Origin of the sequence: Weeksella sp. HMSC059D05, from assembly GCF_001809725.1 — a bacterium.
Lineage (GTDB): Bacteria > Bacteroidota > Bacteroidia > Flavobacteriales > Weeksellaceae > Weeksella > Weeksella virosa.
Window position 1 is genome coordinate 46,666 of the sequence record NZ_KV798544.1, and the last position, 23,048, is coordinate 69,713.

A 23,048-nucleotide genomic window follows, 5' to 3' on the forward strand; every position below is an offset into this window, starting at 1 on the left:
ATCAGAAATAGTTCATTTTATAATCGAATTAAAAAATTCTACAGATTTTTCTAGCACCATTTCTGGATTATCTTTATAAGAAGTGTGTGTTGCATTAGGAACAATAAGAAAAGAGCTTTCACCAGAAACATTTTCTACAATTTTTTTCACCTGCTTCATGGATCCAAATTCGTCTAATTCTCCTTGTATGACTAAAGTTGGACACGTAATTTTCTTCAGGAATACTTCTATATTCCATGTTTGGAAATTTTTATTGGTCCTAGTTTTTGTCCAAGACCTAAATAAAGCATCTGTTTTATTGCCGTGATATTTTTCTAATTTTTGTTTTAGACTAGTCGTTTTGTACGATTCTTTTGCTTTGATAATGCCTTCTATAGTGATTGTTTCAACAAAAACATGCGCACCGACAACCGCAATTCCTTTTACTCTATCTGGATATTTTCCTGCGGCGATGAGTAAAATTGATGATCCATCACTGTGACCAAATAAATAGACCTGATCGAGCCTCCAATAATCTAGAAGCGAAATCAATAAATCTGCTTCCTTTTCCAGATAGTTTTGATCTCTTTTTTCTGTTAGAAATCCTGCCGATTGTCCATATCCGAAACGATCATACATCAAAACATTACAGTTGGTCATCTTCCCGATTTTTTCTGGAAATCTCGCCATAATGTAATGCAGCCTAGAGAATCGTGCAGAAAAATTATTGTAGAACGATTAGGATCTGTTGCTATTTTTTTTGTGCGATTTTATCCAAATTGATCTGTTGTATCATTTTACAGGCAATATTTTAGGGTTAACTAAAAGCAAGAATGCATCATCCTAAGAAGTGGATACATTCTTGCTTTGTTTATCACACTAATGTATAAAACTCGATTAAAATTCTAATCCGATTTTTTTGTCCAGTCTTTCAAATCACCAAGTACAAAGGTATGTTTCCCGTTTTCGGCAATTTTGGTATATGTTTCTAGTAGTTGGAAGAATTTTATATTCTCATGATCTTTCATCAAGTCAGCAGCATTCTTCAATGCACGGGCAGTTGCTACCGTTGTACGGGCATTTTCTAAATCAGCTTTTGCACGAATTTTCGACTCGAGATGTTTGGCAAATAATTGTTGAATGTTTCTCGGGAAAGTAATATCTCGTAGATTAGCTTCTTCTATTCTTATACCAAATTGCGCAATTTCTTCCTCTATTTCTTTCGTTTTGAAATCCGAAAATTCCATCCTTTGCTCATTTACACTTTCACTGTCCAAGGCCGCAATTCTATTGCGCAATTCTAGTTGTACTATGCTATGAATTTTATTTTCTGCTTCGTACCATACTTCTTCCATAGGACGATCGAGTGCAAAACTATCTAGAAATTTTTTTCCATCTTCCACAATATACCAAACATAAAAAGAAAAACGAAGAGCAACATTATCTTTTGTTAGTACTTCTTGGTTGGTTATTGTTAATAATTTTGGAGTATTGGGCAAAATATATACTTGTGTTTCATTATTCAAATCCCAAAATTTGTAAATCCCAGCTTGCAACGTTTTTTCGTATTGATGATTACGGTAAAAAAAACCTGTTGTATTTGGTTTTACTTCATATTTCTTTCTAAATATTGACATCTTTTCTATGATTATAAAATTAATAAATAAGGGAAGAAATCGAAATCAAGGGAAATTGTATTGAGTCGAGAAGCCCGACGGTATCCTACAATTTGCAAACTTTTTCCCGATGGACGAAACTGTCCACTCTTCCCTATTCAACATTGTTGTATATGGCAAAATGCCCTGCGACCACGCGAATTGGGAATCGAACCCGCATAGAACCAAGCTCCGCAATACCCTGTTTTTTATTTGCTGGTCCTATAGTTTATAGAAACAGGTGGCGGTTATTTTATATTGTTTTTTCTTGATCTAACTTATAAAGTTCTTTCGAAACACAAATTTTATACCAAATATAATACTTCTCAATACTAAGTACTGAATTGTACAAGTTTTTTTAAGAGAAAATGTATAATCTATATATTGTACGATTGATTTGGTAGATATATTTTCGGTGATGAACTTTTAGAAGTTTCATAATTTGTTTTACAAATAGCGCTCGCTTTCTATTTTTTTACCAAAAAAATAATGCACTAGAAAACGTGCTTCCCAGTGCATTATCTATTAATATTTAAGCTTTCAGAAAATTTTCTTGTTGCCATGCCGGATTCGGGTACTCATAGAATCCTTTCCCCGATTGTTGTCCCAAATTTCCTTTGTCAATAAACTCGATTTTCAATTTATGGGCAAGCTTATGCATAAATTCGGCGGGATTATTTTTCAGAACATTATAATTGGTATTCATTCCGGTGATATCCAGAATTGCCATAGGACCAATTGGAGCACCTGTCGCAATCATCCATGTTTTATCAATCGTTTCTGGGTCAGCTACATCATTCGCCCACAAACTAAGCCCTGCAACTAAAAGAGGAACCAAAAGTGAATTGAGGACATAGCCTGCTCTTTCTTTTTTTAGCTCTATAGGTAACATATTGATTGCTTTGGCAAATTCTACCATCTTGGTAAAAATCTCTGGACTTGTATCGCTCGAACCCATTATTTCTGCTATATTTCTCACCAAAATATGATTAGCAAAATGCAAATGAATATACCGATCGGCACGCCCAGTAAAATCTTTAATACGACTCGGCAACAAGGTTGATGAATTGCTTGCAAAAATGGTTTTCTCAGGAGCATATTTCGAAACTTCTATCCAAAAACTTTCTTTGATTTCTAAACTTTCTGGGATAGATTCTATCAATAAGTCTGCGTCTTGTAGTGCTTTTTCTAAATCATGACTAAACTCTAGATTTAATCTTGTTTGCTCGATCTGCTTTTCGTTTGCCTGCAAATATTTTTGGTATTCTAACAATAAAGGCTCGAAACGTGTTTGTGCTTCTTTCAGTGCTTCTTCTTTCAAATCATAAATTACGGTATCGAATCCATAAAAAGCTGCTTGTGCTGCAATTTGCAAACCTAAAATTCCACTTCCGGCGATGACTACTTTTTTGATTTTTATTTTAGACAAATCGGCTTTCGGGACAGCTAAAAAATCTTCTTGTTGCCATGCAGCATTAGGATATGTATAAAACCCCTCCCCTGTAGAAACTCCTAGTTTGTTGGGTTTGATAAATGTTTTCTCGAGGATATCCACTACTTTTTGATCATCTTTTTTACCTTGTTCGACCTGTAATTTATATATATTGTATGGCGTTGTAAGTCCAATAATATCGTACAAAGCCATCGGACCGGTTGGTGCACCTGTGCCTTTCATCCAAGCTTTATCGATATATTCTGCTGTAGTAAATTGGCCTAACCACAACTGCAAGGCTGCACTAAGAAACGGACTGAGCATTGAATTGAGAACATAACCTGGTACTTCTTTTCTCACAACAATCGGAACCATCCCGATGTTTTTTGCAAATTGCTCGATTTCTTTTCGCACTTCTTCTTGTGTTGTAGAATGTGACATAATTTCGGCAGTATTATGAAGCCATATCCGATTAGCAAAATGGAGATTGAGAAACTTTTCGGGTCTTCCTGTATATGCTGCGAACTGGCTCGGTAATAAAGTAGACGAATTACTCACAAAGATTGTTTTCTCTGGTGCAATTTTTGCCAACTGCTGATAAAACTCTGTTTTGATCTGAATATTTTCCGGTATAGATTCGATGAGTAAATCGGCATTTTCTATTGCTTTCCTCAAATCGGATGAATATTCTATATTTTCTTTCGCTGTTTTTATTTGCTCATCCGTTGCCTGCAAATCTGCTCTAAAATTTTTGGCTAACTCCTCGAATTTAGCTTTTGCTTTGTCTAAAATTTCTTCACTAATATCATAAACCGTAACATGAAATCCATGAAAAGCTGTCTGAAAGGCAATCTGATAACCTAAAACTCCACTACCGGCTACGGTAACATTTTTTATATTTCCTACCATATTTTTATTCTAACGTTTAGTATTATTATTTTCAATTTCAATATCAATTTACTACTTTTTGATAAGATTTGAAGAGTTTTAAATATTAAATAACCATTAAACAAAAGCCTGTAAAGATTTTTTTATTGATATTTCTTGTATAAAACCTATTCACAATTACCATCGATAGAACATTGTTCTCCAGTAGAAATCTCGAGTTTGGTTTCTGGGTTTTTTTCTCGCCATTCGGCGAATGCTTTTTCTAGTGTTTGGACAAATGCTTGCGGTGGCTGAGCACCAGAAATACCATATTTGCGATCGAACACAAAGAAAGGCACACCGTTTATACCTAAATTCTGAGCTTCTTGTATATCTTGATTCACCAAATAGGCAAAACGATCATCGGATAAAGCTTCATCTATTTCGGTTGGCGATAATCCGATTTTTTTACCTAATTGCGAAAGAACCTCGAGGTCAGCAATGTTTTTAGAGTCGATGAAAAAAGCCTGAAAAAAAACTTCTTCTGCTTTATCTCCTATATTTTTTTCTTTGGCCTTCTGGATTAGTCTATGCGCTTTGAAAGAGTTTACCATTATTGCTTTATCCAGCTGATAATCTAGGCCAACAGCTTTTGCCGATTGTGTTACATGTTGCAACAGTCCCTCGACCTGTTCTATAGACATTCCTTTTCTTTTCGCTAAATAATCGGCTTGCGAATCAGCTGCGATATCTGGTAAGTTGGGATCCAATTGGAAACTTTTCCATTCGACTTGTACGTGATTTTTATCTTTGAATTTTTCTAATGCTATTTCGAAATTACGTTTGCCAATATAGCAAAATGGACACATGATATCGCTCCAGATTTCTATCTTCATAACTATTTTGTTCTTTATTTTTTTAATTCTTTTTACTTTATAAATTTACTGATAATAAAATACAAATCTTGCTCAAAAAAACGTACGTATTTCGTTGAATTACAAATATTTTACTAATAAAACTTAAGCAAAATTAATTTGATGATTCTTAAGGACGTTTTTTGTGAGGTGGTTTTACTTTTTTATGAGGAGGTTTTACTTTGTACTTTTTTTGATGACCAGGTGCAAAAGGTTTAGCAGATTTTGTCCCGTATACTTTTTTCTTTTGTCCCGGTGGCATTGATTTGTGTTTTTTCGGTTTCGAGTCATAATGATGATGAACGGTGCAAGCCGAAAACATTGAAGCTATAAATACAAACCCAATAATTCTTATCCAAATTTTCATAGTGCAACTATTTATAATACTTATTCTTGATATGCCTTCTACATAATCTGTACCATTACCATTATTTTTAATAGAGTTTAATGAAAAAGCTTTTTATTATTGCTACTTAAATTAATATTTTTTTATCTGTAATTAACTCTTACTCTACAGTTTTACTAGTTAGAAGATTCTACTGCATTTGCTTGAATGACAAATATCAGGTCTAGAAATTCTTATTGAAAGTTATTCTTGTGTTATTTTTATATTTTATTTAGACTAATTAAAAATAATGATTATGAAAAAAGTTTTTCCTCTTTTGGTTCTTTTGCCTTTTGGGATGAAAGCACAAATGTTTACCGAAGTCAATACTAATCTAAAAAATTATTATTATTCTTCAGCTGATATAGGTGATTTTGATGGAGATGGATTTCTGGACGTAATTATGAACGGAGCAATTGACAGTGATATGAGCGGTGATGTGGATAAGACACATAATGAGATTTACCGAAATAACAATGGAGTTTTCGAACTTTATGGTGAATTGGGTGATAACTCTACACATTTGGGTGATATTAAGTTTATAGATTTTGATAATGATGGATTGTTAGATGTTGTATCAACAGGTCTCAGTTATAGAGATATAGTGAATTATCAACAATATAGATTTCGCAACAACGGCAATGGCTTTGAGATGATAAAAAATATTCCTGGAAAAATATATGGGTCTATAGAAGTGTTTGACTTCAATCATGACGGAAAACAAGATTATGCAATAAATGGAGTACAGTTTATTGATGGTAAAGGCTTTGTGTATAAACTAGATTTATATACCAATACTGGCAAAGACTTTAACATAGAACATGGTTGGTTACCAGGAACACAAAACGGAAGTTTCAAAATTCTTGACCTCAACAACGATAATTTTCTCGATGCTGCAGTATTCGGCTATGATGAAAACCAAGAGCCAACCTTCACTATCTATAAAAACAATCAAGGCACATTAGAGATTTCTCAGAAACTAAATGGTATAATTGACGGGAAATTAGCATATGCTGATTTCAATGCAGATGGTTTTTTAGATTTAGTTGTTACAGGTACAGATGAGGACTCGAACGAATATTTATCTGTTTTGTGGAATGATGGCAATGGTTTTTTCACTCCAACCGTTATCAATGCCGAAGGATTAAATGGAGCTAGCGTTGATGTTGGTGACTTGAATAACGATGGATACTATGACTTTATCATAATCGGGAACGATGATAATTATGAAGGTCATGTAAAAATATTTATTTACAACCCCGATGAAGAAAATTTTAATAAAGCTTTGGATACAGGTTTATACAATTTGGGAAGCAATGGAACAATACGTTTATTTGATTTCAACAATGACAATCATTTGGATGTGTTGATGTCTGGCTTTGACTGGTCTGATCCCGATATGCCTTCCTTGAACAAATTATTTAAGAACACCTCTGCCGAAAAAAATCTACCACCTACTCCACCAACAAACTTATACCTTGAAAAAAATAATAATAAATACTATTTCTCTTGGGAGGGTGCAACCGATGATAAAACACCTACCAAAGCATTAAGATACGAAATAAACGTTGGTTCTTCATCTGGATCACATGATATAGCAAAATATATAGTTACGACTCCGTCATGGTTTTTAGAGCTAGATGATAATCATGAAAATATTTATTGGAGTGTGAAATCTATAGATTCATCGTTTAGCTTTTCTGCATCTTCTAAAGAAAATCTCTCAATATCGAACATAGGAAAATCTCATCAGATAAAAGTATATCCTAATCCATCATCAGAAAAAATATACATTGAGGCACAGAACATTACATCAGTCAACTTATATGATTTACAAGGTTCTAAAATAATGATAAAAATGAATAATGATAAATCTATAGATATTTCTGACCTAGGAAACGGTATGTATATCCTAAAAGTAAAAATTGATGATAAAACATTTACAAAAAAGATTATAAAGAAATAATTTTTTTGTCAGAAAAAAGACTCTACAATCGATAGAAAAAAAAAGTCGAACCGAAAATAAAATAGCGACATTCGCACGTCGCTATTTTATTTTCATCCTCAAGTGTAGAGATGAGAAATTATCTGAATTTAGAAAAATCACGTTTTCTTTTTTCTAAAAATGCATTTCTTCCTTCTTCTGCTTCTTCAGTTCCATAAGCAAAACGTGTTGTTTCTCCAGCGAATATTTGCTGTCCGACCAAACCATCATCTATTAAGTTGAATGCATATTTCAACATTTTTATAGCTGTTGGCGATTTGGTTAATATTTCCTGAGCCCAGTCAAAAGCAACTTGTTCTAGCTCATCGTGTGGTACTACCAAGTTTACCATCCCCATATCGTATGCTTCTTGTGCAGAATAATCCATCCCAAGGAAAAATATTTCTCGTGCTCTTTTTTGCCCAACTTGTCTGGCTAAATATGCCGAACCATAACCTGCATCAAAACTCGCAACATCGGCATCTGTTTGTTTAAAGATTCCGTGCTCTTTAGAAGCCAAAGTCATATCACAAACCACATGTAGCGAGTGTCCACCACCAACAGCCCAACCATTTACCACCGCAACAACTACTTTGGTCGAAAACCGAATAAGGCGCTGAACTTCTAGAATGTTCAAACGTCCTATACCATCGCTTCCTTCATAGCCTTTCTTACCACGAACACGTTGATCACCTCCAGAGCAAAAAGCCCATCCTCCATCTTTTGGCGATGGTCCCTCGCCAGTGAGTAAAATTACACCAACTTCTCGATCTTCTTCTGCCAATTGAAAAGCATCTAACAATTCGAAAACAGTTTTTGGTCGAAAAGCATTTCGAACCTCCGGACGATTAAAAGCAATTCGCATAACACCATCACATTTCTTGAACGTGATATCTTCATATTCCTTTACAGTTTGCCAATTTATTGTGTTCATATAATATGTTTATTTCTCGATTACACCAAGTCTTCTCAAAATCTTCAGGTCGTAACTATTTGCTTTGTATTTTGGTTTTTTGATAAAATGCTTGAAATTATCCAGTGTACCAAATTCATAATTTATTCGTACAACTGGACGCCCCTTTTCGAATTGCGTAATCGGAATTTCCGAAACACATTTGCTGACTACTTTTCCTTCCATATCAAGCAACCCAAACTTTATCAAATAATAATCAGCTGTCCCAAAATAAGGATAACGAGCTAAAATATCTGGTCGTTCTACTTTGATTTTGGTCTTCTCGCCCATCGTGAAATATCCATTACCGATCGACAACATATAATGCCAATCGAACGGAATAACTATTTCATTTTGTTTGTTGATTGCTCCCCATTTCCCGTCTTTAGCGACACCTGCAAAACCATTGTTAAAATCGCTACATCCGTCATATTCGATTGGTATTACAACTTCATTTTGCTCATTGATATATCCCCATCGCTCATTCAATTTAACGGCACACAAACCATCGAAAAAATCAGAAGTCAAATCGTATTCTAACGGAATAATCACATTTTCTTCTGTATCGACAAATCCCCATTTACCGTCTTTTACAACTCCATAACGACTATTATTTGCCGGAATTATTTTATCATAAACCAAATCGAAAATTACTTCTCCATCGGGATTAATAAGTCCATATTTCTGATCTTTGCTCACTAAACCGTGGTGCAACTGATTGAAAACCGTTATCTGAGGCCACGTCGTTTGATCATTATGAATTTGAGGATTAAACTGATCTACTTCACTTGGTACTAACTTCATTGTTTTTTCTTTCATTTTATTGTAGGGTAAAGATATAATTATTTTAATTTTGATTGAATAATAGCGAGCTTTAAAATAAATACTATTTCTCGAATTTCCTCCAAATTTATATGACCAAAGCCCATTCGCATAGCCGAAACATGCTGATTCTGATACAGAATATGTTGCGGGATGAACAATTTCAGTTCTTTTGCACTTTCTTTTAATTTCATTAGATTTATTGGATTGATGAATTCTAACCAAACTGCCAATCCACCACTAGGCAATGTAAATCGGACTTCAGAAGCTAATTCTCTTTCTAATAATTCGGCCAAAAAATCACGTCTTTCTTTATAAATTTTATTTGCTTTTTTCAGATAACGATGTATATTCCCTTCTTCGATCAATTCGCCCAAAACCTGCTCCATCAGTACATCTCCTTGGCGATCGAGAATGTTGAGATATTTCTTGGTTTCGAGAATGAAATCTTCTGGTGCTACCATAAAACCAGTCCGAAAACCTGGCGCCAATGATTTACCGAAAGAACCGATATATACTACACGCCCATATTGATCGGCACTTGCTAAGGGTAAAAGTGGATGTCGATCGAAATGAAAATCATAATCAAAATCATCCTCTAAAATGACAAATCCATACTTTTCGGCCAACTCTAGTAAAGCAATTCTTCTTGCAGCACTCAAGGTTACAGTTGTCGGATAATGATGATGTGGCGTTAAATACACCATTCTGACTGTTTTTTCCTCACAAATAACTCGTAAAGCATCCACATCCAAACCTTCTTCATCGACAGGAATCGTCTTTACTGTTACTCCTTTCTGATTGAATATCATATTCGGAACATAATAACTTAATGCACCCACAATGACAATATCTTTTGGTCGAAGAATAATCTCAGTCGCAATGTAAATGCACATTTCTAGACTTCGAGTAATGGTTATTTGGTTGGACGATATATGTAAACCTCGTGATAAATTGAGATAATTGCTAAGATTTTTCCGGAAATAAAGATTACCATTTATAGATGTTTGAGCAAAAGAAAATCGATTAGTTTTCCTATTCAAATTCGAAGAATAAAGACGCGAACTTAGTGCCACTTCCGTTAAACGAATATCAGGCAAACCATCGTTCAGACTCAATAAATTATCTTCATTATCTGCAGGGAAATCTAATACGGTCGACTTATCGAACTGAAAACCGCATTGCGATGGATAAAGTTGTAATGATGCATTTTTTGGCTGAAAACGAACTTTTTCATGTTCTAGTTTTGCCATAACAAAACATCCCACGTTGGGGGTAATTTCTATCCAACCTTGTGCTTCTAATTCATCATAGGCTTTTACGATTGTATTTCGATGTACTTTGAGTAAACTACTCATCTGTCGTGTACCAGGCAATCGGTTCCCATGTAGCAAAAACTGGCGTTGAATTGCATTGATTAATTGTGTCGTTATTTGTAAATAAATGGGTGTTTTACTTGTAGAATCTAATTGTACAAGCGATTGTATCGGGATTTCTACCGGACTACTCATATTCTATAAACTGGCACCTTCTTATAGTACGGCAAGATAGTATTTTTGTGGCGAAAAATAAAAATAGAACATGAGAAAAGTAATATGTACTCTTACAACTCTTATTAGTACATTGGGATTTGCTCAAATCCCGCAAGATACCATACAGGTAAAGGAAGTTATTATTAGTAGTAACCGATTTCATACCCCTTTATCTAAAGAAAACCGTAATGTCAATGTAATTACACGTACAGAGATTGAAAAATTACCTGCAAAAACTCTACAAGAAGTATTGCAATATGCCAATGGTGTAGATTTGCGTCAGCGAGGAGTTTTCGGTTCACAAGCCGATATTAGCATGGACGGAGGAAGCTTCGAACAAACATTGGTTTTGGTAAACGGAGTAAAAATATCTGATCATCAGACGGCTCACAATGTATTGAATTTACCGATACCTGTAGAAGCAATTGAACAAATAGAAGTGGTACGAGGTCCAGCTGCACGTGTGTATGGGAACAATAGTCTTACGGGTGTTATCAACATCATTACACGAAAACCTCAAAAATCGGGTATTTATGCACAGACGTATTTCGGTACCAATTTTGATGAAAATGTTGAAAAAACTTCCGAAAACTACAGTGCAAGAGGAGTACAATTAGGAGGTGCTATTTATCAGGAAAAACATCAACATATGTTGTTTGCATCGCATGATAAAAGCAATGGATATAGATACAATACTGGTTTCGAAAACAACAAACTATATTATCAAAATCAAATCCAACTCAATGCAGACAATAATTTACAGACCAGTTTAGGTTATGTGAAAAATGGATTTGGTGCGAATGGTTTTTATGCAGCTCCGGGCGATAAAGATTCTAAGGAAATTGTCGAAACGTTTATTGGGGCACTTCAATCCAACCATAGAATAAACGATCGATTCACACTGAAACCACAAGTAAATTATCGATATAATTTTGACGATTATCGATACCTAAAACATCATCTAGACAAGGCAAGAAGCAAGCATTATTCTAACGCAATTGGGGCAGAAGTCAATTCGACCTATCAATTATCAAAAGGAATACTTGGGTTTGGTGTCGAATATAGACACGAGCAAATCAACTCGACAGCCATTGGGGAACATACCCGAAACAACCTTGGTGTTTATGGTGAATACAAAGTAGATTGGACCGAAAAATTCAACACCAATTTAGGTTTTTACACCAATTATAATAATAAATATGGTTGGCAATTTTTCCCAGGAATTGATATGAGTTACCAAATAGTAGAAGGACTGAAATGGGTAGGGAATATTGGTAGTAGTCAACGTATTCCCTCTTTTACAGACCTTTATCTAGACCAACGACCAGGCAATATCGGAAACCCCAATGTCGTACCAGAAAAAGCATTTCAGACAGAAACAGGTTTCAAATGGGCTAAAAATAGATTTTCTGCAGAAGCCTTCTATTTTCATCGAAAAATTAATGATTTTATCGATTGGGTTCGTTTAGATACAAGTGAACCATGGCAAGCAAATAATTTTGGTAATTTAAAAACCAATGGTGTAAACATTAGAACCAATTATTTATGGCGTTTAGATCAAAACAAGTCGATAAATTTTAATCTAAGTTATGCATACTTGGATAGCAATTTCACCCAAGTTGCAGATGAATATGCTTCAAAATATAAGATAAATAGCCTAAAACATCAAGTAACAAATATGATAAGATTTTCGATTGCCGATTTCTCTTTGGGTGTAACAAATCGTTTCCACGAGCGATATGCGGGCGATTCTTATTGGGTTACGGATGCAAGGATGAGTTACCGTCTTAAGGAACATCTGACATTTTACCTAGACGGTCAAAACATCTTCAAAGCCGAATACCGAGAGGTTGGTGCAATTCCTCTCCCAACCCAATGGTTTACAATCGGAGTCAAGTTTCTTAATTTTTAATAGCCTAACGACAAATTGAGAAACTAAAAAAAACGTCTTAGCGTTGCTAAGACGTTTTGTATTTTGGATATAAAAAATATTTATTTTTTGTACAATACAGTAACACCTTGCTGATTAGGTAAGGTTGGTCTTGTAGGCTCAGCCGTAACAATCCCTTTTTTTTCCTTTTTCAAGTTATCTAAAAAGAAAGGTATCCAAGAAATTGCAAAGGTGGCTAAGAATATAATTCCCCAAAATCCACAAATAGCAATCGTTAAAAAGAATAAGAATCCTAAAAATTGAATCATAGCTCCTAATATTTTATAAAGACAAATGTATAAAAATAAATTTTAATATAAAACTAATACTTATCACTTTCTTTAGCGAGAACAGTTTCTTAACTTTGTCTAAACTCAATAAAAATCATAAAAAAACAAACAATGGAGTATAGAATAGAAAAAGACACCATGGGTGAAGTAAAAGTACCTGCTGATAAATATTGGGGTGCTCAAACAGAACGCTCTCATAACAACTTTAAGATTGGGGAAGAAGGTTCTATGCCGCATGAAATTATCGAAGGTTTTGCATACCTAAAAAAAGCAGCTGCTTATGCAAATGCTGAGTTGGGTGTTTTACCAGAAGAAAAACGAGACGCAATTGCTGCTGTATGTGATGAGATTCTGGCCGGGAAACTAGACGATCAATTCCCGTTGGTTATTTGGCAAACTGGTTCGGGTACACAATCGAATATGAATGTAAATGAAGTAATTGCTAACCGCGCACAAGTTCTGGCCGGACACAAAATTGGTGAAGGTGAACCAGTTCTCAAAGCCAATGACGATGTAAATAAATCTCAATCATCGAATGATACCTTCCCAACGGGGATGCATATAGCTGCCTACAAAGCAGTAGTAGAAATCACAATTCCAGGCATAGAACAATTACGCGACACTTTAGAAAAAAAATCTAAAGAGTTCATGTCAGTTGTGAAGATTGGTCGTACGCATTTAATGGACGCAACGCCGATTACTTTGGGGCAAGAAATTTCAGGCTATGTTGCTCAATTGAATCATGGGCTAAAAGCTCTAAGAAATACTCTCCCACATTTATCTGAGTTGGCCTTGGGCGGAACAGCAGTAGGAACTGGTCTTAATACTCCAAAAGGCTATGATGTACTGGTTGCAAAATACATTGCCGACTTTACGGGTCATCCATTTGTAACTGCGGAAAACAAATTCGAGGCGTTGGCTGCACACGATGCTATTGTAGAAACTCATGGAGCATTGAAACAACTTGCCGTGGCACTCAATAAAATTGCCAACGATATTCGTATGTTAGCTTCTGGACCACGTTCGGGTATAGGAGAAATCCATATTCCAGAAAATGAGCCAGGTTCATCGATTATGCCTGGTAAAGTAAACCCTACCCAATGTGAAGCACTCACCATGGTAGCTGCACAAGTAATGGGGAACGATGTTGCAATCACAATCGGGGGTACACAAGGCCATTATGAGCTGAATGTTTTCAAGCCGATGATGGCCGCCAACTTCTTACAATCGGCAAGATTATTAGGAGATGCATGTGTTTCTTTCGACTTGCATTGTGCACAAGGAATAGAGCCTAACCACACAAGAATCAACGAGTTACTAGAAAACTCTCTTATGTTGGTAACCGCACTCAACACCAAAATTGGCTATTACAAAGCAGCAGAAATTGCACAAACTGCACACAAAAACGGAACAACTCTGAAAGATGAAGCGGTTCGTTTAGGTTATGTAACTGCAGAAGATTTTGATGCTTGGGTGAAACCAGAAGATATGGTTGGGACACTGAAATAATTTAGTAGCAACCAAATCGTGTATACAAAAATAGCTTCATTAATGCATGAAGCTATTTTTATGTTAATTTTCTTTGTAAAAAACCATTTCGGTAGAATATTCTCTGATTTTGTGAGAATCCGAAAGTCCTTGTGCAGTTTCAGATTTTTCGACTATTTTCTGGATGAGAAGATTTTTTCTGATGCGAGGTTTCGAAATATTTTCTTTATAAATCATCCTACCAATCTGGTTATTGTGCAAATCCATCAATCGATCAAAATCTTCATTACGGAAACATTCTTCGTGCAAGTCGGTTATTTTTTTTGCCCAAGCAAGTGCCTTTTCGTGTGAAATGAAATACGAACAATTATAAGCTATCAAGACATTCCATGCAGCATGACGGAATGCATTAGAAACACCTCTACCCGAGTGGTTTTCGGCATAATTGAGTTCGGAAAAAGCAACCGATTCTACCGTCCCCCAAACAGTTGGTAACAACAATAATGGATTCGACAACATTGTTTTGACCATTTCGCGACATAGGTTGAATGATAAATTTTTTAGGATAAATAATATTGATTTCATGATAGGATATTCCGCTTTCCGAAGATATCATTTTCAGTCAATACTTTTTACAAGAAAAACTTTTTAGTTTTTTGGGTGATTAAAAATAAAAAAAGCACCCTAAAATTCTTAGAGTGCTTATTCTATAAAATACCAGTATTGAATAGTAAAAACTAATGGTTGTTTTATTGTTCGATGATTTTATTCAAGGTTTTCCACTGGCTCATACCTTCTGTATAGTTTTCTACATCGAAGCCTTTTTTCAATAAGAAACTTTGCGCAATTGTTGATCTATCACCTGATTGACAATACAATGCGATTTTTTTCTTAGGATCTAACGTTTGCCATTTCTGTGGTAAATGTCCTACAAAAATGTGTTTGGCACCTGGCAAATGTCCTACAGTATACTCCGTTTGACTTCTAACGTCTAAGATTTGTATATCATCCTTCCCGATATACGACTCGATGGTTGAAACATCTATAATTTTGGTCGTCTTTGCTTCACAACCTTCACAAAACAGTTGTTCTGGTGTGTAATAACCATACACATTATCCAAGCCTATTCTCATTAATTTTCGGGTAACATCGTCTAGATCTTCTTCTCGTACAATCAAAACAAATTGCTCTTCGTAATTCAACATCCAACCCATCCATGTATTGAAGCTTTTATTATTTTGGATATTGATCGTGTCTGGTAAATAAGCTTTGGCATAATCAGTTTTCGATCGGGTATCAATTATTTTTAGATTATGAGCACGTATAGAAGTAAGGTCTGTAGTGGAGAGTTGAGGGATTCTAGGAACTTCTACCAATAACGGACGCAATTGCTTGTTCAATTGTTTCATCTTCGCAAAATAATAGGGCGCTTCGGGCTGATCTGTCAAAAGATATTGAATGAAATCTTCTCTATTTTCTTTTAGTTTAAACGCCCAATTTTGTATTTTTTCGTATCCAACAGTGGAGTTTGCGACAGCTCCTAGTGCTTTTCCACAAGATGAGCCTGCGCCGTGTGCGGGCCATACTTGTATATGATCCGGAAGTGCATAAAACTTCTTCAACGACTCGAATATTTGCTGTGCACCAACTTCTTTTGTACCAACCAAACCGGCAGCTTCTTCTAATAAATCTGGGCGACCGATATCGCCTACAAAGACAAAATCTCCTGTAAATAACATCACTGGCTCTTCAGTTGCTGCATGATCGGTGAGCAAGAAACTCAAACTTTCTGGTGTGTGTCCTGGGGTATGCATCACCTCGAAAGATAGGTTTCCTAACTTTATCACATCACCATCTTTTAGCCCTATATGGTCAAAAGAATATTGCCAATCTGATCCACCCTCGTCTGAAAGATACATTTTTGCTCCAGTAACATGTGCCAACTCTAGACTCCCCGAAAGATAATCGGCATGGATGTGGGTTTCTGCAATATGGGTTATGGTGAGATTTTGCTCGGCAGCAATTTCTAAATAGGTATCGATATCACGTTTCGGGTCGATTACCATTGCGGTTCCTTCTACTTGGCACCCGATTAAATAACTCGAATGAGCTAAAGATTTTTCGTAAATGTGTTGGAAAAACATAGTCTTATATTTTTTATAATTTCTAACACAAATTTACGTTGCCAAATTTCTCTGTACAGTTACCAAAGTTACAGAAGAAAAAAATCCATCGCAATGCGATGGATTTTTTTTTGGTTATTGATGCTATGTTATAAACTTGCCAATTGTTCTTCTATTTGTGCGATTTTCTCTAAGGCATCGCTTTCTTTTTTCCTTTCGGCATTCACCACAGCTTCGGGAGCACCTTGAACAAATTTTTCATTGCTCAATTTTTTTCTCACCGATTGTAAGAATTCTTGGAAATACGTTAATTCCTTGGTCAATTTTTCACGCTCAGCATCCAAATCAATATTGTCTGTAACGGGTACTAAAAACTCTACTGTTCCTACTCGAAAAGCAAATCCTTTTTCTGGTTTCTGCTCGTGTAAAAGTTCTTGTACATTTCCTAATTTTTTAAATACCTCTACAAAAATCAAATCATCTGTTTTGTTTTCTGTAAACACATCCAAAGCTTCTTTTGGCGACATTCCTTTTTCTGATCGTAACCCACGAATCGCTGTTATTGCCTCTTGGGTATTGGCAAAGCGTTTTATGATCGTTTCATCGAATGATTTCACAGTAGGATAGTTTGCGATAATTAATGCTTCATCTGTTTTTCTTGGTTGGATATTTTGCCACAATTCTTCGGTAAGGAAAGGCATAAATGGATGTAAAACCTTCAATACTTCTTCTAGAAATCCGATGGTAGAATGATATGTTTTTGCATCGATCGGATCACCATAATTAGGTTTTATGGCCTCTAAATACCAAGAGCAGAAATCGTCCCAAATTAATTTATAAATCGTCATCAATGCATCTGATAAACGGTATTGCTCATAATTATGCTCGATATCGGCCAAGGCTTGCTGAAAACGATGCGCGAACCATTGTACTGCTGTTGCTTGTGTAGAGGACTGTTGGGCATTCTGGTCAATTTCCCATCCTTTGATCAAACGGAAAGCATTCCAGATTTTATTGGCAAAATTTCTGCCTTGTACACATAGTTCTACGTCAAAAGGTAAATCGTTTCCCGCAGGTGCTGTTAGCAACATTCCCATTCGTGTTGCATCTGCACCAAATTCATTTATCAATTCTACAGGGTCTGGAGAATTACCTAACGATTTTGACATTTTTCTTCCTAACTTATCCCGAACAATTCCAGTGAAATAGACATTTTCGAAGGGTTTTTCGTCTAAATACTCGTACCCCGCCATAATCATTCTCGCTACCCAAAAGAAAATAATATCAGGACCTGTTACTAGGTCTTGGGTTGGATAATAATAGTTGATTTCATCATTTTTCGGGTTATTGATTCCATCAAAAACCGAAATGGGCCATAACCAAGATGAGAACCAAGTATCTAAGGCGTCTTCTGATTGTTTCAGGTCAGATTGCATTAAATTCGGATTATTGGTTTTTTCTTGTGCCAAAGTCAATGCCTCTTCAATTGTCATCGCTACCACAAAATCTTCGCTACCTTCACCGTAGAAATAGGCGGGTATTTGATGTCCCCACCATAATTGTCGAGAAATATTCCAATCGGTAATATTTTCCATCCAATTTCTGTAGGTGTTTTTAAATTTTGGTGGATGAAATTTTATTACATCATTCATTACATTATCCAATGCAGGTTTGGCCAAATCGGCCATCTTCAGAAACCATTGATCAGAAATTTTTGGTTCGATAACGACTCCTGTGCGTTCTGAAGTTCCTACATTATTGGTGTAATTTTCTACTTTTTCGAGGAGGCCTTTTTCTTCTAATTCTTTTTCAATTTCTTTTCGAACTTTGAATCGGTCCATTCCTTGATAATGCAAACCGTTTTCGTTGAGTTTAGCATCATCGGTAAAAATATCAATAAAATCTAGATTATGTTTTGTTCCTAAATTATAGTCATTATGGTCATGTGCTGGTGTTACTTTTAGGCAACCTGTACCAAATTCTAAATCGACATATTCGTCTTGAATAATTTTTATTTTTCGGTTGACAATCGGTACGATTACTTCCTTGTCCTTTAGCCATTGGTAACGTTCATCTTCTGGATGGATGCATACTGCTGTATCACCAAAAATAGTTTCTGGGCGCGTAGTTGCTACAACGATATATTGATCGGTTCCCTCTACCTGATATTTGAGGTGGTATAATTTCCCGTTTTTTTCTTTGTATATAACTTCTTCATCTGAGATGTTTGTTTTGGCTTCTGGATCCCAGTTTACCATTCGGTATCCGCGATAAATAAGTCCTTTATTGTACAAGTCAACAAAAACTTGTTGTACAGCTTTTGATAAACTTTCGTTCATTGTAAACTGTGTTCGGTCCCAATCACAAGATGCACCAAGTTTTTTTAGTTGATCTAATATTACTCCTCCATATTCGTGAGTCCATTCCCAGGCATGTTCTAAAAATTTTTCTCGACCAATTTCTTCTTTAGAAATCCCTTGTTCTTTGAGTTTAGCTACAACTTTTGCTTCTGTTGCGATAGAAGCATGATCTGTGCCTGGTACCCAACATGCGTTATAGCCCCGCATTCTCGCTCTACGAATAAGTACATCTTGTATAGTATTATTTAGCATATGCCCCATGTGCAAGATACCAGTAACATTGGGTGGTGGAATGACAATGGTATAGGGTTCTCTTTCATCTGGTGTAGAGCGAAAATAATTGTTCTCTAACCAGTAGTTATACCATTTTTCTTCAACGGCTTGCGGAGTATATTTTGATGCTATTTCCATGTGTTTACTTTTCTTTCTGATATGTATAATTAAATTTTAAATTAATCTTTTCGATTAGTTTGAGAATTATCTGTTTTATATTCGTTTACGAGTAGTTTAGTTGTTACATGTTCACTTAGAACTTCTATTGCATTATTTTTTAAGATTTTTATCGTCATTGTTCCATCAAAATCTTCTACCTGCAAAACTTCTATGCGGTCATTAAGTTGCAAGTTTTTCGAATTTAAGAATACCAAAAAATCATCCGATGAATTGGTTACCGCACAGATTTCTACAATTGTATTGGTAGGTATTGTCGATAGTTTTTTATAATTCAACTGAATTAAATTACCCTGTTTATCTGGAATTGGTGAACCATGTGGATCAAATCTTGGGTAATTTAACATCTGATCCATTTTGTCAAAAAATAAAGTGCTCTGTATATGCTCTATTTGCTCGGCAACTTCATGGACTTCTTCCCAACCAAAGCCCATTTTCTCTACTAAGAACATTTCGGTTAATCGATGTTTACGAACAATTAAAGCAGCTTTTATCAATCCTTTTTGGGTTAACCTCAAAGGTTTGTAACTGGTATAATATACCAATTCTTTTTCGGCCAACTTTTTCATCATACTATTTACCGTTGGCATTTTAATATTGAGCCACTCACTCAATTCTTTCACAGCCACCTCTTCTACTCCATTTTTCGACAAATGAAATAAGGCTTTTAGGTAGTTTTCTTCGATTGATGAATTCATGAAACAAAGATAAAAAGAACAATTTGCATTTACTATTATTAGGTAATTAAATTATAATTATTAGATTTGCCTAACATTTTAATTCAATATTATAAATATGAAGTTTTATTCTATACCTATTTCATTACTTTTTGGTGCTTTTGTATTAGCGCAAGAGCCGATTAAAGATACCATTACAGATAACAACAGCAATAATCTCGATGAAGTAGTGATTACCGGAACCATGAAACCGATGAAAAAATCGGATAGTCCGGTACCCATTGAAATTTATACACCAGCTTTTTTCAAAAAAAATCCTACCCCTTCTCTTTTCGATGCTGTTCAGCTAATCAATGGTGTACAACCACAACTCAATTGCAATGTTTGTAACACGGGCGACATCCACATCAACGGTATGGAGGGACCATACACGATGGTACTAATCGACGGAATGCCAATTGTTTCTTCACTCTCTACGGTTTATGGGTTGAGTGGAATTCCGAATAGTTTAGTCGATAGAATAGAAGTTGTCAAAGGTCCAGCTTCTTCCTTGTACGGTACAGAGGCGATGGGTGGGATAATAAACGTTATTACCAAAAACCCAAGCACAGCACCAACGCTTAGTCTTGATGCCTTTACCACTACTTGGTTAGAAACCAATATTGACGGAGGTTTCAAAGCGAATATTGGTAAAAAAGCTCATAGTTTATTGGGTTTTAATTATTTCAAATTCGGAGAAAGAAAAGACAATAACCACGACGGTTTCACCGATGTCACACTTCAAGATCGCATTTCGGTTTTCAATAAATGGACGTTGCAAAGACCTGAAAACAAAACAGCAAGTTTGGCTTTGCGCTATTTGTATGAGGATCGCTGGGGCGGTGAAACAAATTGGAAAAGGAAACTTCATCGTGGAGGCGAAGAAGTATATGGCGAAAGTATTATGACAAACCGGGTAGAAGCAATTGGGATGTATCAATGGCCAACCAAAGAAAAAATATTTTCACAATTTTCTTACAACTGGCATCAGCAGAATTCTTTTTACGGCCCCGAATCTTATCAGGCCAAACAACAAGTTGTTTTCGGACAAACCTATTGGGACAAAACCATCAATCAACACAGTTTACTCTTGGGTGCATCCTACAAATACACCTATTATGACGATGATACACGTGGAACCGGTTGGTATGATGAGCACGATAATCTCCTAAAAAACAACCCAAATAAAACCCCGATTTTCGGAATTTTTATACAAGATGAATGGACTTTGAACCCTGAAAATAAATTGCTTTTAGGTTATCGGTATGATTATGATCAAACCCACAAAAGTATTCATTCTCCGCGAGTGGCTTATAAATTCTCACCCAATCCACACCACACTTTGCGCGCGAGTTTTGGTACAGGATTCCGTGTTGTCAACGTCTTCACAGAAGATCACCGAGCATTAACAGGCGCAAGAACTGTGGTTTTTGAGAACGAACTGAAACCTGAAAAATCATACAATGGGAACCTAAATTATGTATTCAAACTACCGACAAATTTTGCCGGATTGAATTTTGATTTAACTGCTTTCTATTCATATTTCACCAATAAAATTATTGCCGATACCGACACCGATCAGACAAAAATTATATACGATAATTTAGACGGACATGCTATCTCGCAAGGTATTTCTCTGAATGTTGAAGCAGCCTTCGAATTTCCCCTCAAATTAATGCTTGGCGGAACTTACATGGATGTTTTTGCCAAAGAAGAAGGTGAAAAAGAAGTACAATATCATGCGCCAAAATGGTCGGGAAATTTCTTGGCTTCTTACACTTTCCGAAAAGGATTTTCAGTTGATTTCACCGGTGTTTTCAATGGTCCGATGAGATTACCTCGTGTAGAAAATGATTATAGACCCGAATATTCTCCTAGCACGTTGATAGCTAATTTACAGATTACCAAAAAAATGGCTTCAGGCTTAGAAATTTATTTCGGAGCTAAAAACCTCTTCAATGTATTACCGAAAAATGATGCGATTGCTCGTTGGTGGGATCCATTCGGTGAACCCGGAAATGGGGTAACTCCTCCTCCAGGCAGAACCGATGTCATCTTCGAACCGAACGATTATAGCTATACACCAATGCAAGGAATTAGAGGCTTTGCAGGAATTCGTTATACCATATTTTAGTTATTTTGTAGGATGAAAAACATCACTTTCCTCATTACTCTATTTGGGATGATTTGGGCAAATGCACAACAGGATTTAGCACAATTGAACGCTGCCTTTGCTCAAAATCCTAAACCTATTCTAATCGAATTTACAACTGATTGGTGCGGATACTGTTTGTTGCAAAACAAAAAAATCCATCAAGACCAAAAATTATTGGCTATTTTAGAAAACGATTTTTATTTCATCGAATTGGATGCCGAAAGCGATAAATCCTATCATTTTCTACAAAGAGAATTTCTACCAAACCCAGATTTTCCTCATCAAAAAACACATACTTTGGTAGAAGCTTTTGTACAAGAAAACGAAACAGTCGCTTATCCTTTTTGGGTTTTATTATCCACAGATTTAATGATCGAATGGAGTTACTCGGGCTATATCACACCGAATAATTTATCTAAAATACTAACTATCAACCTGAAAGATTAATATCCTTTCTGTTAAATATTATTTTTGGAACGGATTTTGAATTTAACATCAATAATAAAAATAGTTATAAAACTTTTTTATATTTGATTAGAAAAAATAAAACAAATGAAAAAAATATTAATCGTTGCAGGATTTTTTTGGGGTATTACCCATCTGTCTGCACAACAAATAGGCTTGGCCACTGAAAATGTAGAATTGGGGAATGTAGCGGTAGGATCTAAAACTAATGCTGTCATGGTCATTAAAAACGAAGGGAGCAAACCATTAATTATCCAAAAAGTACAACCTTCTTGTGGATGCACCGTCCCTTCTTTCCCTACAGAACCTATTGCACCAGGAAAAACAGGAGAAATAAAAATACAATATGCAGCAGGAAATGTAGAAGGGGATTTTAGCAAAACAGTGACCATTTATAGTAATGATGAAAAATCTCCAAGAAAAATTTTCCGTGTAAAAGGAAAAACAGTGAAATAATTTTTCATATTTTACAGAAAACCATACCAATCCTACCGTCCAGAAAAATGGTAGGATTTTTTTAATTATAATATATGCATAGAGTTTTCGATT

The 23,048-nt window shown here is 35.5% G+C and carries 19 protein-coding genes; 6 read left to right on the top strand and 13 right to left on the bottom strand.

The genetic code is table 11. The features are described from left to right. Positions 1-12 precede the first annotated feature (12 nt). From HMPREF2660_RS06600 to HMPREF2660_RS06620, 5 genes are all read right to left on the bottom strand, one after another. The gene (locus tag HMPREF2660_RS06600) at positions 13-669 is read right to left on the bottom strand and encodes an alpha/beta fold hydrolase (protein WP_221403262.1); all 657 of its coding nucleotides are present in this window, start codon (positions 667-669) and stop codon (positions 13-15) included. A gap of 215 nt (positions 670-884) precedes the next feature. After that, positions 885-1,616, bottom strand: coding sequence for a slipin family protein (locus HMPREF2660_RS06605; protein WP_013598955.1), 732 nt, complete (start codon positions 1,614-1,616; stop codon positions 885-887). Positions 1,617-2,166: 550 nt separating this feature from the next. Continuing rightward, a complete protein-coding gene (locus tag HMPREF2660_RS11165) occupies positions 2,167-3,975 on the bottom strand; it encodes a 3-hydroxyacyl-CoA dehydrogenase (protein ID WP_013598954.1) in 1,809 nt (602 codons plus the stop codon). A gap of 146 nt (positions 3,976-4,121) precedes the next feature. Continuing rightward, entirely contained in the window at positions 4,122-4,829 is a 708-nt protein-coding gene (locus tag HMPREF2660_RS06615; protein WP_070486245.1) for a DsbA family oxidoreductase, read from the bottom strand. A 148-nt stretch (positions 4,830-4,977) separates the two neighbouring features. After that, a complete protein-coding gene (locus HMPREF2660_RS06620; RefSeq protein ID WP_013598952.1) occupies positions 4,978-5,214 on the bottom strand; it encodes a hypothetical protein in 237 nt (78 codons plus the stop codon). A 274-nt stretch (positions 5,215-5,488) separates the two neighbouring features. Here HMPREF2660_RS06620 and HMPREF2660_RS06625 point away from each other — a divergent pair, with 274 nt between their 5' ends. Then, positions 5,489-7,198, top strand: a complete 1,710-nt coding sequence (locus HMPREF2660_RS06625; protein WP_070486289.1) for an FG-GAP-like repeat-containing protein — start codon at positions 5,489-5,491, stop codon at positions 7,196-7,198. 118 nt (positions 7,199-7,316) lie between these two features. Here HMPREF2660_RS06625 and HMPREF2660_RS06630 read toward each other — a convergent pair whose 3' ends face one another. Genes HMPREF2660_RS06630 through HMPREF2660_RS06640 form a run of 3 tightly spaced genes read right to left on the bottom strand, consistent with a single transcriptional unit; the run spans position 7,317 to position 10,501 of the window. Continuing rightward, positions 7,317-8,141, bottom strand: a complete 825-nt coding sequence (locus HMPREF2660_RS06630; RefSeq protein WP_197718586.1) for a 1,4-dihydroxy-2-naphthoyl-CoA synthase — start codon at positions 8,139-8,141, stop codon at positions 7,317-7,319. 18 nt (positions 8,142-8,159) lie between these two features. After that, the gene (locus HMPREF2660_RS06635) at positions 8,160-8,987 is read right to left on the bottom strand and encodes a WG repeat-containing protein (protein WP_052295774.1); all 828 of its coding nucleotides are present in this window, start codon (positions 8,985-8,987) and stop codon (positions 8,160-8,162) included. A 23-nt stretch (positions 8,988-9,010) separates the two neighbouring features. After that, positions 9,011-10,501 carry an aminotransferase-like domain-containing protein gene (locus tag HMPREF2660_RS06640; protein ID WP_070486247.1) on the bottom strand — a complete coding sequence of 497 codons (1,491 nt, stop codon included), beginning with the start codon at positions 10,499-10,501 and terminating at the stop codon, positions 9,011-9,013. A 70-nt stretch (positions 10,502-10,571) separates the two neighbouring features. On the opposite strand from HMPREF2660_RS06640, the gene HMPREF2660_RS06645 reads away from it, so the two are divergent. Then, positions 10,572-12,434 (top strand): TonB-dependent receptor plug domain-containing protein, encoded by a 1,863-nt coding sequence (locus HMPREF2660_RS06645; protein WP_013598947.1) that lies wholly within the window; start codon positions 10,572-10,574, stop codon positions 12,432-12,434. A gap of 80 nt (positions 12,435-12,514) precedes the next feature. On the opposite strand, the gene HMPREF2660_RS06650 is transcribed toward HMPREF2660_RS06645, so the two are convergent. Further along, on the bottom strand, positions 12,515-12,721 hold the full coding sequence (locus HMPREF2660_RS06650; RefSeq protein ID WP_013598946.1) for a hypothetical protein: 207 nt from the start codon (positions 12,719-12,721) through the stop codon (positions 12,515-12,517). 132 nt (positions 12,722-12,853) lie between these two features. Between HMPREF2660_RS06650 and fumC the strand changes: the two genes are divergently transcribed. Continuing rightward, a complete protein-coding gene (gene fumC / locus HMPREF2660_RS06655; RefSeq protein ID WP_070486248.1) occupies positions 12,854-14,251 on the top strand; it encodes a class II fumarate hydratase in 1,398 nt (465 codons plus the stop codon). 63 nt (positions 14,252-14,314) lie between these two features. On the opposite strand, the gene HMPREF2660_RS06660 is transcribed toward fumC, so the two are convergent. From HMPREF2660_RS06660 to HMPREF2660_RS06675, 4 genes are all read right to left on the bottom strand, one after another. Next, entirely contained in the window at positions 14,315-14,815 is a 501-nt protein-coding gene (locus tag HMPREF2660_RS06660) for a DUF6973 domain-containing protein (RefSeq protein ID WP_013598944.1), read from the bottom strand. A gap of 164 nt (positions 14,816-14,979) precedes the next feature. Further along, entirely contained in the window at positions 14,980-16,374 is a 1,395-nt protein-coding gene (locus HMPREF2660_RS06665) for an MBL fold metallo-hydrolase (protein ID WP_013598943.1), read from the bottom strand. Between the two features lie 128 nt (positions 16,375-16,502). After that, positions 16,503-19,124 (bottom strand): valine--tRNA ligase, encoded by a 2,622-nt coding sequence (locus HMPREF2660_RS06670; protein ID WP_070486249.1) that lies wholly within the window; start codon positions 19,122-19,124, stop codon positions 16,503-16,505. A gap of 41 nt (positions 19,125-19,165) precedes the next feature. Next, a complete protein-coding gene (locus HMPREF2660_RS06675) occupies positions 19,166-19,861 on the bottom strand; it encodes a metal-dependent transcriptional regulator (RefSeq protein ID WP_013598941.1) in 696 nt (231 codons plus the stop codon). 97 nt (positions 19,862-19,958) lie between these two features. Here HMPREF2660_RS06675 and HMPREF2660_RS06680 point away from each other — a divergent pair, with 97 nt between their 5' ends. The 3 genes from HMPREF2660_RS06680 to HMPREF2660_RS06690 all read left to right on the top strand — a co-directional run bounded on the left by HMPREF2660_RS06680 (position 19,959) and on the right by HMPREF2660_RS06690 (position 22,955). Next, positions 19,959-22,013: a TonB-dependent receptor plug domain-containing protein gene (locus tag HMPREF2660_RS06680; RefSeq protein WP_013598940.1), complete on the top strand. Its 2,055-nt coding sequence runs from the start codon at positions 19,959-19,961 to the stop codon at positions 22,011-22,013. Positions 22,014-22,025: 12 nt separating this feature from the next. Continuing rightward, positions 22,026-22,481 (top strand): thioredoxin family protein, encoded by a 456-nt coding sequence (locus tag HMPREF2660_RS06685; RefSeq protein ID WP_070486251.1) that lies wholly within the window; start codon positions 22,026-22,028, stop codon positions 22,479-22,481. Between the two features lie 105 nt (positions 22,482-22,586). Further along, positions 22,587-22,955, top strand: a complete 369-nt coding sequence (locus HMPREF2660_RS06690) for a DUF1573 domain-containing protein (protein WP_070486253.1) — start codon at positions 22,587-22,589, stop codon at positions 22,953-22,955. Positions 22,956-23,048 lie beyond the last annotated feature (93 nt).

What these genes read in the sequence shown, in the direction of transcription:
- HMPREF2660_RS06600 (WP_221403262.1), bottom strand. Translation starts at nt 669, where the DNA reads ATGGCGAGATTTCCAGAAAAAATCGGGAAGATGACCAACTGTAATGTT.
- HMPREF2660_RS06605 (WP_013598955.1), bottom strand. Translation starts at nt 1,616, where the DNA reads ATGTCAATATTTAGAAAGAAATATGAAGTAAAACCAAATACAACAGGT.
- HMPREF2660_RS11165 (WP_013598954.1), bottom strand. Translation starts at nt 3,975, where the DNA reads ATGGTAGGAAATATAAAAAATGTTACCGTAGCCGGTAGTGGAGTTTTA.
- HMPREF2660_RS06615 (WP_070486245.1), bottom strand. Translation starts at nt 4,829, where the DNA reads ATGAAGATAGAAATCTGGAGCGATATCATGTGTCCATTTTGCTATATT.
- HMPREF2660_RS06620 (WP_013598952.1), bottom strand. Translation starts at nt 5,214, where the DNA reads ATGAAAATTTGGATAAGAATTATTGGGTTTGTATTTATAGCTTCAATG.
- HMPREF2660_RS06625 (WP_070486289.1), top strand. Translation starts at nt 5,489, where the DNA reads ATGAAAAAAGTTTTTCCTCTTTTGGTTCTTTTGCCTTTTGGGATGAAA.
- HMPREF2660_RS06635 (WP_052295774.1), bottom strand. Translation starts at nt 8,987, where the DNA reads ATGAAAGAAAAAACAATGAAGTTAGTACCAAGTGAAGTAGATCAGTTT.
- HMPREF2660_RS06640 (WP_070486247.1), bottom strand. Translation starts at nt 10,501, where the DNA reads ATGAGTAGTCCGGTAGAAATCCCGATACAATCGCTTGTACAATTAGAT.
- HMPREF2660_RS06645 (WP_013598947.1), top strand. Translation starts at nt 10,572, where the DNA reads ATGAGAAAAGTAATATGTACTCTTACAACTCTTATTAGTACATTGGGA.
- HMPREF2660_RS06650 (WP_013598946.1), bottom strand. Translation starts at nt 12,721, where the DNA reads ATGATTCAATTTTTAGGATTCTTATTCTTTTTAACGATTGCTATTTGT.
- fumC (WP_070486248.1), top strand. Translation starts at nt 12,854, where the DNA reads ATGGAGTATAGAATAGAAAAAGACACCATGGGTGAAGTAAAAGTACCT.
- HMPREF2660_RS06660 (WP_013598944.1), bottom strand. Translation starts at nt 14,815, where the DNA reads ATGAAATCAATATTATTTATCCTAAAAAATTTATCATTCAACCTATGT.
- HMPREF2660_RS06665 (WP_013598943.1), bottom strand. Translation starts at nt 16,374, where the DNA reads ATGTTTTTCCAACACATTTACGAAAAATCTTTAGCTCATTCGAGTTAT.
- HMPREF2660_RS06670 (WP_070486249.1), bottom strand. Translation starts at nt 19,124, where the DNA reads ATGGAAATAGCATCAAAATATACTCCGCAAGCCGTTGAAGAAAAATGG.
- HMPREF2660_RS06675 (WP_013598941.1), bottom strand. Translation starts at nt 19,861, where the DNA reads ATGAATTCATCAATCGAAGAAAACTACCTAAAAGCCTTATTTCATTTG.
- HMPREF2660_RS06680 (WP_013598940.1), top strand. Translation starts at nt 19,959, where the DNA reads ATGAAGTTTTATTCTATACCTATTTCATTACTTTTTGGTGCTTTTGTA.
- HMPREF2660_RS06685 (WP_070486251.1), top strand. Translation starts at nt 22,026, where the DNA reads ATGAAAAACATCACTTTCCTCATTACTCTATTTGGGATGATTTGGGCA.
- HMPREF2660_RS06690 (WP_070486253.1), top strand. Translation starts at nt 22,587, where the DNA reads ATGAAAAAAATATTAATCGTTGCAGGATTTTTTTGGGGTATTACCCAT.